This window comes from Herbaspirillum autotrophicum (assembly GCF_001189915.1).
GTDB classification, from domain to species: Bacteria; Pseudomonadota; Gammaproteobacteria; order Burkholderiales; family Burkholderiaceae_D; genus Herbaspirillum; species Herbaspirillum autotrophicum.
Map to the genome: position 1 here is coordinate 1 of NZ_LFLS01000031.1, position 13,452 is coordinate 13,452.

General features: G+C 56.6%; 12 protein-coding genes. 11 read left to right on the top strand and 1 reads right to left on the bottom strand.

Annotated features, from left to right (window positions below; all coding sequences use genetic code 11):
• The 4 genes from AKL27_RS20470 to AKL27_RS20480 form a co-directional block, all read left to right on the top strand.
• Positions 1 to 154, top strand: a 154-nt coding sequence (locus tag AKL27_RS20470) for a peptide deformylase (RefSeq protein ID WP_198156031.1), incomplete at its 5' end; no start/stop codon positions are given.
• Positions 155 to 661: 507 nt separating this feature from the next.
• Positions 662 to 820 carry a hypothetical protein gene (locus AKL27_RS27890; protein WP_157057028.1) on the top strand — a complete coding sequence of 53 codons (159 nt, stop codon included), beginning with the start codon at positions 662 to 664 and terminating at the stop codon, positions 818 to 820.
• A gap of 143 nt (positions 821 to 963) precedes the next feature.
• Complete coding sequence (locus tag AKL27_RS20475; protein WP_157057029.1) at positions 964 to 2,235, top strand: HlyD family secretion protein; 1,272 nt, start codon at positions 964 to 966, stop codon at positions 2,233 to 2,235.
• Positions 2,236 to 2,246: 11 nt separating this feature from the next.
• The gene (locus AKL27_RS20480) at positions 2,247 to 4,379 is read left to right on the top strand and encodes a peptidase domain-containing ABC transporter (RefSeq protein ID WP_050464787.1); all 2,133 of its coding nucleotides are present in this window, start codon (positions 2,247 to 2,249) and stop codon (positions 4,377 to 4,379) included.
• Here the strand turns inward: AKL27_RS20480 and AKL27_RS20485 are convergent.
• Entirely contained in the window at positions 4,363 to 5,436 is a 1,074-nt protein-coding gene (locus AKL27_RS20485; RefSeq protein ID WP_050464723.1) for an MBL fold metallo-hydrolase, read from the bottom strand. The genes AKL27_RS20480 and AKL27_RS20485 overlap by 17 nt on opposite strands.
• A 220-nt stretch (positions 5,437 to 5,656) precedes the next feature.
• Here AKL27_RS20485 and AKL27_RS20490 point away from each other — a divergent pair, with 220 nt between their 5' ends.
• The 7 genes from AKL27_RS20490 (at position 5,657) to AKL27_RS20520 (ending at position 13,263) form a co-directional block, all read left to right on the top strand.
• The gene (locus AKL27_RS20490; protein ID WP_050464724.1) at positions 5,657 to 6,088 is read left to right on the top strand and encodes a MerR family transcriptional regulator; all 432 of its coding nucleotides are present in this window, start codon (positions 5,657 to 5,659) and stop codon (positions 6,086 to 6,088) included.
• 121 nt (positions 6,089 to 6,209) lie between these two features.
• On the top strand, positions 6,210 to 7,394 hold the full coding sequence (locus AKL27_RS20495) for an isovaleryl-CoA dehydrogenase (protein ID WP_050464725.1): 1,185 nt from the start codon (positions 6,210 to 6,212) through the stop codon (positions 7,392 to 7,394).
• Positions 7,395 to 7,496: 102 nt separating this feature from the next.
• Complete coding sequence (gene aceK / locus AKL27_RS20500; protein WP_050464726.1) at positions 7,497 to 9,299, top strand: bifunctional isocitrate dehydrogenase kinase/phosphatase; 1,803 nt, start codon at positions 7,497 to 7,499, stop codon at positions 9,297 to 9,299.
• Positions 9,296 to 10,492 (top strand): acetyl-CoA C-acetyltransferase, encoded by a 1,197-nt coding sequence (locus AKL27_RS20505; protein ID WP_050464727.1) that lies wholly within the window; start codon positions 9,296 to 9,298, stop codon positions 10,490 to 10,492. Before aceK ends, AKL27_RS20505 begins: the two co-directional genes overlap by 4 nt.
• A gap of 50 nt (positions 10,493 to 10,542) precedes the next feature.
• Positions 10,543 to 11,145, top strand: a complete 603-nt coding sequence (locus tag AKL27_RS20510; protein WP_050464728.1) for a 2-hydroxychromene-2-carboxylate isomerase — start codon at positions 10,543 to 10,545, stop codon at positions 11,143 to 11,145.
• A complete protein-coding gene (locus tag AKL27_RS20515) occupies positions 11,146 to 11,571 on the top strand; it encodes a YchJ family protein (protein ID WP_050464729.1) in 426 nt (141 codons plus the stop codon).
• 69 nt (positions 11,572 to 11,640) lie between these two features.
• On the top strand, positions 11,641 to 13,263 hold the full coding sequence (locus AKL27_RS20520) for a carboxyl transferase domain-containing protein (RefSeq protein WP_050464730.1): 1,623 nt from the start codon (positions 11,641 to 11,643) through the stop codon (positions 13,261 to 13,263).
• The last annotated feature ends 189 nt before the right edge of the window (positions 13,264 to 13,452 follow it).

Sequence of the window (13,452 nt, forward strand, 5' to 3'; positions counted from 1 at the left end):
GGAAGCCGATGGTTTGCTGGCGGTCTGCATTCAGCATGAGATGGATCATCTGAAAGGCAAGGTATTCGTCGAGTATCTGTCGCAACTCAAACGCAATCGCATCAAGACCAAGATGCTGAAAGAAGAACGCGAACTGCAGCGCAATACCCGGTAATTCCTGAAGTGCCGCTCCGGCACCATCGTCACGCAAGCGTTGCTGCAGTCGCCGGTTCAATGTCTGCACCACGCTTGCCGCCCTCCCTGAATGCATCACCAACTGGCGGTACCTCCATGGCGTGCCAGGTATTCGCGCGCCACATCTGCTCGGGCGTGAATTGCCTCGCGCCGGCACCTCGTTCGTCAGCGCATCTCCGCGCAAGATAAGGCGAAAGAACTACGTCCCCGACGCTGAAAATTCACACAAAATCCTGTCGTGTTTTTTTGTCTTTTCCGCTCACAGGTATCCGAAGCGGCGCTTCCGGTCAACCCTGCGCAGTAGCGTGCCAGCACGCCGCACAATGCTTGCCACCGCATTTGCAATGCGCTCATCAAACAACCTGGCGACAGCATTCCCTTTCCCAATTTATTCTATATACAAGATTCCCGATAAGAAAGATTATGTGGCCACGCACTGGATCCATGTGTGTTTCCGTCACTCGATAACTTTTACTCAGAAGCCAATATGCAAGTACTGAATCGGCAAGAAGTAAAGGAGGGGTCTGGTGGTGTCGAATTATTCCCTGGCATTCCCGGCCTGGGTGGTGGCCAGGTCACCATTTTTAGCAACGTGACGCTGGGTCTGGCCCGGATTCTTGGCGTTCCGGCGCCCAGGCTGCGTTGATGCAGACACCCGATAATCGCGGGCACACGTAGCCTGATCTCTGGCCGCCATCGGGCAACGCCACCCGCGACGTGGTCGGGTCGGGCCGGCCGACACGCGCAGCAGTCGGCCCGAAACTGAATTGGTCCACTACCTGATACGACATGAGCAATGAACGCCAGCTGTTCCGTCCCGAAGTCATTGAGTTCAACCAGCCCAGGTGGTTAGGCGACATTGTTCTGATACGGCCGCTGTCATTCCGGATTTATGCCGCAATGACACTGATGCTGATTACCCTGATTGCCACCTTCTTCATCGCCGGCAGCTATACCCGACGCAGCACCGTCAGTGGTGAGCTGGTCCCCACCAGCGGCGTCATCAAACTGTATTCGCAGCAACCGGCAATCGTGCAAGAGATGCAGGTCACGGAAGGACAGGAAGTCACGCGCGGCCAGCTTCTGTACGTGCTATCCGGCGAACGCACCAGCAAGACCATGGGCGATACGCAGGCCGCGATCAGCCGTCAGGTCGAACTGCGCAGGCAATCGCTGACGCAGGAGCTGGGTCAGACCAGAACACTCTACAACGATGCGCAGCGCGCGCTGACCTACAAAATAGAAACACTCAAGGACGATCTGAAAACCCTGGAGGCGCAACTCGAAGGACAGAGCACGCGCACCAGACTGGCGGAAGAAAACACCACGCGTAATCAACATCTGTTCGAACAACATTACATCTCCAAAGACATGCTCCAGCAAAAGCAGGGAGAATTGCTGGAACAGCGCCAGCGTCAGCAAAATCTGCAGCGTGATCTGATTCGCGCCAGACGCGAACTGCGCGAACAACAGAACGAACAGATCAACGCCGCACTGAAACAACAAATTCAGGTGTCCCAGCTTGATCGCAATATGGCGACCATCGAGCAGGAACTGGCAGAGAGCGAAGCCAGACGCCGTATCGTCATCAGCGCACCGGAAGACGGTATCGTCACCGCCGTCAATGCGCAGCAGGGGCAACTGGTCGATGGCGGCAAATCGCTGCTCAGCATCGTGCCGCGCAGCAGCGTATTGCAAGCCCAGTTATATGCGCCGAGCAAGGCCATCGGCTTCATCAAGACCGGTGATCCGGTACGACTGCGCTATCAGGCCTATCCCTATCAGAAATTCGGCCACGGCAGCGGCCGCGTGATATCGGTTTCGAAAACCTCGATCTCCGGCGCTGAACTGAGCGCCGCTGCCTTGCCGACCTCGCGCGCCGGCACTTCCGAACCGCTTTACCGGATCACGGTCGGGATCGAACAACAAACCGTCAATGCCTATGGCAAGCCACAAGCATTGCAAGCCGGGATGTTGCTCGAAGCCGATATCTTGCTTGAAACCAGACGCTTGTTCGAGTGGGTGCTGGAGCCGCTGTACAGCATTTCCGGAAAACTTTGACCACGCCTGCCATGTCCATTCTGAATCGCCTGCATCTCTCTTCGTCATCGCGTCTTCCGGTCCTGCTGCAAACGGAAGCAACCGAATGTGGTCTGGCCTGTCTCGGCATGATCGCCGCGCATCACGGCTACCACAGCGATCTGGCCTCGCTGCGCAGCCGGTTTCCGGTATCGCAGAAAGGCAGCACGCTATTGCATCTGATCCAGATTGCCGAACAGATGCAATTGGCCAGCCGTCCGCTCAAGCTGGACCTGGACGAGCTGGGCGATCTGCGGTTGCCCTGCATCCTGCACTGGAATCTGCAGCATTTCGTGGTCTTGAAAAGTGTCAGGAAAAATACCGCCGTCATTCATGACCCGGCATTCGGCGTGCGCAAATTGTCGCTGGCCGAAGTATCCAATTCGTTCACCGGGATCGCGCTGGAATTGTGGCCGAATGCCGACTTCAAACAACAGGAAGTCAAACAGCATATTTCATTGCGCGCGATGATGGGCCGGATCACCGGACTTAAAGGAGCGTTGACGCAAATCCTGTTGCTGGCGTTCGGACTGGAACTGTTTTCACTGATCAGTCCGTTATACATGCAATGGATACTGGATAACGTACTCGTCACCGCCGATACCAATCTGCTGACCACGCTGGCCGTCGGTTTCGGGTTACTGGTGCTGGTGCAGCAGACCATCAGCACCTTGCGCTCATGGATGCTGATCTACCTCGGCACGACCCTGAGCATTCAATGGCGCAGCAATGTCTTCACGCATCTGATCCGATTGCCGGTACAGTATTTCGAGAAGCGCCATCTGGGCGATGTGGTGTCGCGCTTCGAATCGGTCGGCACCATTCAGGGCACGCTGACGTCGTCGTTTCTGGAAGGCATTCTCGATGGCGTCATGGCGATCCTGACACTGACCATGATGTTCATCTACAGCACCACCCTGCCCTGGGTTTCGTTGTCGGCGATGCTGCTCTATACCGTTGGACGCTGGCTCTGGTATGCGCCGTTACGCAACGCCACCGAGGCGCAACTGGTGCACGCTGCCAAACAGCAAAGCCATTTTCTGGAATCGATGCGCGGCGTCAAAACCATCAAGCTGTTCCAGAATCAGGATGCCCGCCGTGCTTCCTGGCTGACGCTGCTGATCAATCAGATCAACGCCGATTTGCGGACCCAGAAACTGCAACTCGCCTACAAGGCAATGAATGGTGTCCTGTTCGGGCTGGAGCGGGTGTTGCTGATCTGGCTCGGCGCCTCGTTGGTGATTGATGGCAATTTCACTGCCGGCGTCTTGATTGCATTCATCAGTTATCGCGAGCAATTCAATGGCCGCGTCAGCTCCCTGATCGACAAATTCTTTGAGCTCAGGATGTTGCGCCTGCATGGCGAACGCCTGGCCGATATTGTCTTTAGTGAACCAGAGAATCTGACCGGCAAGAACCTGTCCGGCGAACGTCTGACGTTACAGCCATCAATCGCCATACGCGATCTGGCATTCCGCTATGCAGAACAGGAACCGCTGGTACTGGATGGCATCACTGTGTCTATCGCGGCGGGCGAATCGGTAGCGATTGTCGGGCCGTCCGGCTGCGGCAAATCAACGCTGGTCAATATCATGCTCGGTATTCTTCCCCCCACCCGCGGTGAAGTGCTGATTGGTGATATGGAATTGAGCAAGATCGGGCTGGCCGGTTTGCGCGATATGGTGGGTACCGTGATGCAGGACGATGTCCTGTTTTCCGGGTCGATTGCCGACAACATCAGCTTCTTCTCCCCCACGGCCGATCCGGAGTGGATTGCGCAATGCGCGGTAATGGCGGCGATCCATGATGAAATCATGATGATGCCAATGGGTTACAACACGCTGACCGGCGATATGGGCACGGTGCTGTCAGGCGGCCAGAAACAACGCATCATTCTGGCACGGGCCCTGTATAAACGACCGAAGATTCTGATTCTGGATGAAGCCACCAGTCATCTCGATATCGCCCGCGAACATCAGGTCAACCATGCAGTCAATCACTTGAGCATTACCCGCATCATCGTTGCGCACCGGCCGGAAACCATTGCGTCCGCCAGCCGCGTGATCGTTCTGGAGAATGGCAAGGTGGCGGCCGACCAGCAGTTGCCGGTCAAGCCTGAGCGTTGACCACAAAACGGATGATGCCGTCGGCGCCGATCTTTCTTTGCAACACGCCATCAAACCAGAGCTTGTGCAAATGCGCGAGCGCTTCGCCGAGGGCAAAACTGAGCTGATGGGTATCGAGCGGACGACGGAACATCACCGGCAGAATATCCACCGCCGATTGCGGCGTGGCACATGCCGCCACCACTTCCGCCAGACGATCGCGATGATGATCATTCAGTTGCGTGATGCGGGTATGCAAACCACGGAACGGTTTGCCATGCGATGGCAACACCAGTGCATCGGCCGGCAGGCCGGCGTATTTCTTGAGTGAGTCCAGATACGATTGCACCGGATTGGCTTCCGGTTCGATGGCCAGCACCGACACATTGGTCGAAATGCGCGGCAATACCATGTCACCCGAAATCAGCAGATTCAGATCGGCACAATATAGAGAAGCATGTTCGGGCGAATGGCCGAAACCGGTGATGACGCGCCAGTCATGACCACCGATGTGCACCAGTTGGCCATCCTGCATGCGCCGATACGCCAATGGCATGGTCGGCACCAGTGTCTGATAATAATTATTGCGTCCCTGCAGCTTGCTGATGGTTTCCGGATCGACCAGACCGTGACGCTGAAAATGCGGCGTGGCCGCAGTGCCTTCGGCCCCGGGCAACGCTGCCGACATCACGCGCGCAAAGGCATATTCACCGGTCGTCATCCATAACTGTACATTCCAGCGATTGCATAGCCAGTCACCGAGGCCAATATGATCAGGATGGCAATGCGTGGCAATGACGCGCACAATCGGCAGGCCGCGCAATTGCGTCGCGAATATCTGTTCCCAGCCGGCACGCGTGGCGTCGTTCGAGATGCCACAGTCAATCACGGTCCAGCCGCGTACGCGGCCATCGAGGGTTTCGACTTCGTCTTCCAGCAGCCACAGATTGATATGATCCAGTGCGAACGGCAACACCATGCGCAACCACAATACCCCCGGCGCCACTTCCAACGTGGTGCCCAATTCGGGCAAGGTGTCGCCAAAGGCGTATTCGAGCTGGGATTCAAGAGCGTTCATGAGTTACCTGACGTGAATTTACGGAATGGGTGTTGCCGGCATGTGCGTATCGCGGCGTCAACCGCACCGCGCAGACAGCCCACATTGTACGGCGCGCATGCCGGCCTGTCCCCGGCGTGCTTTCCATGTTTGTCCTGTTTACTTTTTTTCAGAGCAGCCTACAATATACTTTACGTTAACGTAAAGTGCCAACACTCCCTGAAAACCGCCAACCACGACCATGCCGACTTACACCATTACTGAACTGGCGCAGGAATTCGACATCACACCGCGCGCAATCCGGTTTTATGAAGATCAGGGCCTGCTCAGTCCCAAACGCGAAGGCATCGGCGGCCGCAACCGGGTCTATGCGGCGCGTGAACGGATTCGTCTGAAACTGACCTTGCGCGGCAAGCGGCTGGGCCTGACATTGTCCGAAATCAAAAGCCTGGTGGACATGTACGAGTCGCCCAAGGATACCGATGCACAACTCAAGCGCTTCCTGAGCGTGTTGACCGAACATCGCGAAAAGCTGGAAAGACAGCGTGAAGATCTCGATCTCACGCTCTCTGAAATTGCCGCACACGAAGCAGAATGCCTGCAAGCGATCGCCGCGAATCGCGCTGAAAAATCAGGCAAGAAGCCGGCATCCGCCAGCAGAAAAACTGCCTGAAAAAAATCATTGCCATTCTTCAACAAAAGGTTGCATTGACGATTTTGGTTAACGTTAACGTCAATTAAGCGTATTATTTTGCAGCACCCTGATTTGCCTACAACAACGAGGAGACAACTGCATGATCCACTTGCCCGGACTCAGCTTCGATCACGGCGAAGACATTGCCGCATTGCGCGCCAGCGTCGCCGCATTTGCCCAGGCGGAAATTGCTCCGCGGGCAGCAGAAATTGATCGCAGCGATCAATTCCCGATGGACCTCTGGAAAAAGATGGGCGATCTCGGCGTGCTGGGGATTACCGCAGAAGAAGAATACGGTGGCGCCGCCATGGGCTATCTGGCGCATATCATCGCCCTCGAAGAAATTTCACGGGCGTCGGCATCGGTCGGCTTGTCCTATGGCGCCCACTCCAATTTGTGCGTCAATCAAATCAAGCGCAATGGCACTGCAGAGCAAAAAGCCAAATATCTGTCGAAACTGATTTCCGGCGATTTCATCGGCGCACTGGCAATGTCGGAACCGAATGCCGGCTCCGACGTAGTGAGCATGAAATTGCGCGCTGATCTGAAAGGCGACCGCTACGTTCTGAATGGCAGCAAGATGTGGATCACCAATGGTCCCGACGCCGATGTGCTGGTGGTATATGCCAAGACCGATCCGGCTGCAGGCGCACGCGGCATGACGGCATTCCTGGTGGAAAAGGGCTTCAAAGGATTTTCGGTAGCGCAAAAACTGGACAAGCTTGGCATGCGCGGATCGCATACCGGCGAATTGGTATTTCAGGACTGTGAAGTCCCGCTGGAAAACGTCCTGGGCGGTATCGGCAAGGGCGTCAATGTCCTCATGTCCGGCCTCGACTACGAACGCACCGTGTTGTCCGGCGGACCACTCGGCATCATGCAAGCCTGTATGGATGTGGCAGTGCCTTACATTCATGACCGCAAACAGTTTGGCCAGTCCATCGGCGAATTCCAACTGATGCAAGGCAAGATCGCCGACATGTATTCGACCATGATGGCCTGCAAGGCCTATGTCTATGCCGTCGGCCAGGCCTGTGACCGCGCTGCTACACCCGATGCGGCACGGGCCTTGCGCAAGGATGCTGCCGGGGCGATTTTGTATTCGGCAGAAAAAGCCACCTGGATGGCCGGTGAAACCATTCAGATATTGGGCGGCAACGGCTATATCAACGAATACCCGGCCGGTCGTTTGTGGCGCGATGCCAAACTGTATGAAATCGGCGCCGGCACCAGCGAAATCCGGCGCATGCTGATCGGTCGCGAATTGTTTGCCGAGACCCTGTAAGGTCTCGTGAACGGAACCACCATGCAGGCACAAATCGACATCGTTGCGACGTTGCGCATGCTGCATGGCCGGTTCCGTCGCTACGAAAGATAGAACGCATTCATGCAAGCCGCCACTTTCCCCAAACTGTTGTCGTCCCAGATCGCATTCGATACTGCGCGTACGATTCTGGATGGGTTCGACAAACACTATCGCTTGTTCCGGCGCGCCAGCCAGGCCGCCAAACAGTATTTCGAGAGTGGCGACTGGAAAACCGCGCAGACGGCGGCGCGTGATCGCATTTCCTTTTACGATCAGCGGGTCGTCGAATGCGTCAATGTGCTGGAAGATGAGTACGACCAAAGCGACCTGACCGATGAAGTCTGGCGCGAAGTCAAATTGCATTACATCGGTTTGCTGATCGATCACAAACAACCGGAACTGGCAGAAATTTTTTTCAATTCGGTGTGCTGCAAAATCTTGCATCGCACGTATTTTCACAACGACTTCATCTTCGTGCGCCCGGCCGTCTCGACCGAATATCTCGACACTGCCGAAATCGCGCCCACCTACCGGGTCTACTATCCGGGCGCGGATGGCTTGCACTACACGCTCAAACGCATCGTCACCAACTTCCAGTTGCAATGTCCCTTCGCGGATCTGGATCGCGATGCGGCCCTGGTCGAACAACGTCTCAATACCCTGCTGGCCGCCGATCAGCATGCCGACTTTCAGATTCAGGTGTTGGCCAGCCTGTTCTATCGCAACAAGGGCGCCTACATTGTCGGCAAGATCATCAACAACACTCGCGAGTATCCGTTTGCGGTGCCGATCCTGCATAACCGTGAAGGCAAACTGTTCATCGATGCGGTGCTGGCCGACAATCGCCTGCTGACACTGCTGTTTTCATTTACCCGGGCTTACTTCATGGTCGACATGGAAGTGCCTTCGGCATACGTGCAATTTCTGCGCACGCTGTTGCCGAACAAGCCGCGCAGTGAAATCTATACCATTCTCGGTTTGCAAAAACTGGGCAAGGCCCTGTTCTATCGCGACTTTCTGCGCCACCTGCGTTATTCATCGGACCGCTTCGAAATTGCTCCCGGAATTCGCGGTCTGGTGATGGTGGTATTTGCCTTGCCTTCGTTTCCTTACGTATTCAAGGTCATCAAGGATTATTTCCCGCCACCGAAAGAAACCACCACGGCGCTGGTCAAGGAAAAATATCAACTGGTCAAATATCATGATCGCGTCGGACGCATGGCCGATACCCTGGAATACTCCAGCGTGGCATTTCCGCGTGCGCGCTTTTCGGAAGACTTGCTGGCCGAGCTGAAGCAGGTAGCGCCATCCATCGTTGAAGAAGACGGCGACGAAATCATCATTCGCCATCTGTATATCGAACGGCGCATGGTGCCGCTCAACATGTATCTGTCGCAGGCCGAAAAAAATCAGGATGAAGCCGCGCTGGAACACGGCATACGGGAATACGGCAATGCCATCAAGGAACTGATCGCCGCCAATATCTTTCCCGGCGATATGCTGTACAAGAATTTTGGCGTCACGCGCCACGGCCGGGTGGTGTTTTACGATTACGATGAAATCGAGTACATCAGCGACTGCAATTTCCGCAAAATTCCCGCGCCGCGCAACGAAGAAGATGAAATGGCTGCCGAACCCTGGTATCCGGTGGCAAAGAACGACGTATTCCCGGAACAGTTCGGTACTTTCCTGCTCGGCAATCCGAGCGTGCGAAAGTATTTCATGCAACATCATGCCGACCTGCTCGACTACACCTATTGGCAACAGCACAAGCAGCGGATTCAGGAAGGCCATCTCGGCGACGTCTTCCCTTATCCGCAGGAATTGCGCTTTGGCTATCGCCCTCCCGATCCCACCCTCACCTTTCCCGGAGAACAAACATGAATGATCCTATCGTTATCGTCGGCGCTGCGCGTACCCCCATGGGTGCCTTCCAGGGCGAACTGTCATCGCTGACGGCCAGCGACCTCGGCGCGGCCGCCATCAAGGCCGCACTGGAACGTGCCGGCGTTGCGCCGGAACAAGTGCAGGATGTGCTGTTCGGCAATTGCCTGATGGCGGGACAAGGACAAGCACCGGCACGACAAGCAGCGATCAAGGCCGGCATCCCGGTATCGGCAGGTGCGGTTACCTTGTCGAAGATGTGTGGTTCGGCCATGCAAGCCACGATGTTCGGCTTCGATTCGATTCTGGCCGGCACCAATGACGTCGTGGTGGCTGGCGGCATGGAGTCGATGACCAATGCCCCTTACCTGATTCCGAAAGCACGCGGCGGCTATCGCATCGGTCACGGCATGATTTACGACCACATGATGCTGGATGGTCTGGAAGATGCCTATAGCCGCGACGAAAAAGGCGGCGGCCGCGCGATGGGTACTTTCGGCGAAGACTGTGCTGCCAAGTACGGTTTTACCCGGGAAGATCAGGACGCCTTCGCGATTGCCTCCGTCAAGCGCGCACAGCAAGCTGCCGCCGATGGTTCCTTCGCGTGGGAAATCGCACCGGTAACCGTTGCTGCGCGTGGCGGCGATATCGTCATCGACAGCGATGAAGGTCCGCGCAAAGCCAAGCCGGAAAAAATTCCCTCGCTCAAGCCGGCGTTCAAGAAAGACGGCACCATCACCGCCGCGTCGTCTTCCTCGATCAATGACGGCGCTGCGGCATTGGTACTGATGCGCGAATCGACTGCAAAAAAACTCGGCTGCAAGCCAATCGCCCGCATCGTCGGTCATGCCCGCCACTCGCAAGAACCGAACTGGTTTGCCACGGCGCCGATCGATGCCATCAACAATCTGTACAAGAAAATTGGCTGGACCACTGCGGATGTCGATCTGTTTGAAATCAATGAAGCCTTTGCCACCGTACCGATGGCGGCCATGAAAGAATTGGGCATCAGCCACGACAAGGTCAATATCCACGGCGGCGCCTGTGCCCTGGGACATCCGATCGGTGCTTCCGGTGCACGTATCATCGTCACCTTGATCGGTGCGCTCAAGAAGAGCGGCGGCAAGCGCGGCGTGGCATCGTTGTGCATTGGCGGCGGTGAAGGTACCGCACTGGCCATCGAACTGGTCTGACCCCCCATGCGCCGCAGCAATGCGGCGTCTTCCCTCTCCAAAGGATAAACATGAGCGCGCCCATCGATTTCTACTTTGACTTCAGTTCTCCTTATGGCTATTTCGGTTCCTTGCATATCGAGAAACTGGCCACGCAATACGGACGCACGGTCAACTGGCATGGCATCTTGCTAGGACCGGCATTCAAACTGATGAGTACCGCACCGCTGGTCAATACACCGCTGAAAGGCGACTACTCGCGGCGCGACATGGAACGCACGGCGCGCTTTCACAATATCTATTTCAAGCAACCGGATGCGTTTCCCATCGGCACCCAGAATGCGGCCCGCGCACTGCTGTGGATCCAGCAAAACGACGCGGCCAAGGCGGTGACGTTCATTCACACGATTTACAGTGCCTACTTCACCGAAAACGTCGACATCAGCGGCAATGCCACCGTGCTGCGCATCGCCGGCGACCTCGGTGTCGATACTGCGGCCCTCGGCGCAGCGCTGGAAGACAACGCCATCAAGGAGCAGCTCAAGAATGAAGTAGCAGCGGCACTGGAACGCGGCGTGTTCGGCTCGCCGTTCACGATTGTCGATAGCGAAGCATTCTGGGGTTTCGACCGGTTCGATCAATTGGCCGCATTCCTCAAGAACGGGAAGATCTGAATGATTGAAAAGCTCAAGGGTAAGCCAGCCCTCACCGACTGCCCTTGCGGCGGCGGCACTTACATCAAGTGTTGCCAACGCTTCATCAGTGGCGCAGAAGTACCGAAGAATGCGCTGGAACTGATGCGTTCACGCTATACCGCCTTCGTGTTGCAAGATGAAAAATATTTGCGCGACAGCTGGTTTCCCGACACCTTGCCGGAAGAGCCGATTACCGGTGAAGACGGTGTCAAATGGATCGGTCTGCAAATCGTCAAGCATGTGCACGTCGCTGCCGCCGATCAGGCTACGGTTGAGTTCGTGGCGCGCTTCAAGGTCAGCGGCCGCGCCCATCGCTTGCACGAAATCAGCAACTTCGTGCGCCAGGCAGATGCCGCCGGCGTGGTGCGCTGGTTCTATGTCGATGGCAGTTTTCCAGACCAGTGATGCAACGCATGCATTGCTGCAGCAGGCAATATTGAGGTCAGTGCGACTGACAACCACCAAGGAACAGATATGCCGCAAATCGAAAGCAAACTGAATACGCGCAGCGAAGATTTTCAGAGCAACGCCGCCGCGATGCAGCTCATCGTCGATGATCTCAAGCAAAAGATCGCCGCCATTGCCACCGGTGGCGGTGAGAAGGCACGCGAAAAACATTTGAGCCGGGGCAAGTTGTTGCCGCGCGACCGGGTCCAGATGTTGCTCGATCCCGGCAGCCCGTTCCTCGAGTTTTCACAACTGGCAGCGTACGGCATGTATCAGGACGACAAGGGCGTCGATGCCGCCCCCTGCGCCGGTATCATCACCGGCATCGGGCGGGTGGCCGGACAGGAATGCGTGATCGTCTGCAATGACGCCACCGTCAAGGGCGGCACCTATTATCCGGTGACCGTCAAGAAACACTTGCGCGCGCAAGAGATTGCCGAGTTCAATCATTTGCCCTGCATTTATCTGGTCGACAGCGGCGGTGCCAATTTGCCGAATCAGGATGAAGTGTTTCCTGACCGTGATCATTTCGGCCGCATCTTTTTCAACCAGGCCAACATGTCGGCCAAGGACATTCCGCAAATCGCCGTGGTGATGGGTTCGTGCACTGCCGGTGGCGCTTATGTGCCGGCCATGAGCGATGAGTCCATCATCGTCAAGGATCAGGGCACCATCTTTCTGGCCGGGCCGCCACTGGTCAAGGCAGCAACCGGCGAAGTGGTCAGCGCCGAAGATCTCGGCGGCGGCGATGTGCATACCCGCCTGTCAGGCGTAGTCGATCATCTGGCGCAAAACGATTCGCACGCACTCTCGATTGCGCGCAGCATTGTCGGCAACCTCAATCGCATCAAGCCGCAACAACTGGCGCTGCGGCCGCCGGCGGAACCAAAGTATCCGGCTCATGAACTGTACGGCATCATCCCCAGCGATACCCGCAAGCCGTTCGACGTGCGTGAAGTCATTGCCCGCATCGTCGATGGCAGCGAATTCGACGAATTCAAGGCGCGCTATGGCACCACGCTGATTTGCGGCTTTGCCCATCTGTACGGCATGCCGGTCGGCATCATCGCCAACAACGGCATCCTGTTTTCGGAATCCGCCCTCAAGGGCGCACATTTCATCGAGCTGTGCTGCCAGCGCAAAATCCCCTTGATCTTCCTGCAGAACATCACCGGCTTCATGGTCGGTCGCAAGTATGAAAACGAAGGCATCGCCCGCAACGGCGCGAAGATGGTGACCGCCGTTTCCACTGCGGCAGTGCCAAAACTGACGCTGATCATCGGCGGCAGTTTCGGCGCCGGCAACTACGGCATGTGCGGCCGCGCCTATTCGCCGCGTTTCCTGTGGATGTGGCCCAATGCACGGATTTCAGTGATGGGCGGCGAACAGGCAGCCAGCGTGCTGGCAACCGTCAAACGCGACGGTATCGAAGCGCGCGGCGGCAACTGGACAGCAGAAGAAGAGGCCGCATTCAAATCGCCGATTCGCGAACAGTACGAACATCAGGGCCACCCCTATTACGCCTCGGCCCGGCTGTGGGATGACGGCGTGATCGACCCCGCAGCTACCCGTACCGTACTCGGTCTCGGATTGAGCGCGGCACTCAATGCGCCGATTGAGGAGACGCGGTTTGGGGTGTTCCGGATGTAACGCAATCGATGTCCGCCGGCATGGTCGGATAACCGCCATGACCGGCCACGCCGGGGCTGATTCATCGCCTGAGACAAGGGCAAACTCTGTTTATAATCTATGCGCGCTATTTCCGGCCCGGTGCTTTGCATACGGCCCTTGGTGTCCGAAAGCATATTGGCATATCGGGATTGCTCCTTGATGCCTGAC

Excerpts from the sequence above, each read along its gene's own strand:
- AKL27_RS27890 (WP_157057028.1), top strand. The coding sequence starts at position 662 with ATGCAAGTACTGAATCGGCAAGAAGTAAAGGAGGGGTCTGGTGGTGTC.
- AKL27_RS20475 (WP_157057029.1), top strand. The coding sequence starts at position 964 with ATGAGCAATGAACGCCAGCTGTTCCGTCCCGAAGTCATTGAGTTCAAC.
- AKL27_RS20480 (WP_050464787.1), top strand. The coding sequence starts at position 2,247 with ATGTCCATTCTGAATCGCCTGCATCTCTCTTCGTCATCGCGTCTTCCG.
- AKL27_RS20485 (WP_050464723.1), bottom strand. The coding sequence starts at position 5,436 with ATGAACGCTCTTGAATCCCAGCTCGAATACGCCTTTGGCGACACCTTG.
- AKL27_RS20490 (WP_050464724.1), top strand. The coding sequence starts at position 5,657 with ATGCCGACTTACACCATTACTGAACTGGCGCAGGAATTCGACATCACA.
- AKL27_RS20495 (WP_050464725.1), top strand. The coding sequence starts at position 6,210 with ATGATCCACTTGCCCGGACTCAGCTTCGATCACGGCGAAGACATTGCC.
- aceK (WP_050464726.1), top strand. The coding sequence starts at position 7,497 with ATGCAAGCCGCCACTTTCCCCAAACTGTTGTCGTCCCAGATCGCATTC.
- AKL27_RS20505 (WP_050464727.1), top strand. The coding sequence starts at position 9,296 with ATGAATGATCCTATCGTTATCGTCGGCGCTGCGCGTACCCCCATGGGT.
- AKL27_RS20510 (WP_050464728.1), top strand. The coding sequence starts at position 10,543 with ATGAGCGCGCCCATCGATTTCTACTTTGACTTCAGTTCTCCTTATGGC.
- AKL27_RS20515 (WP_050464729.1), top strand. The coding sequence starts at position 11,146 with ATGATTGAAAAGCTCAAGGGTAAGCCAGCCCTCACCGACTGCCCTTGC.
- AKL27_RS20520 (WP_050464730.1), top strand. The coding sequence starts at position 11,641 with ATGCCGCAAATCGAAAGCAAACTGAATACGCGCAGCGAAGATTTTCAG.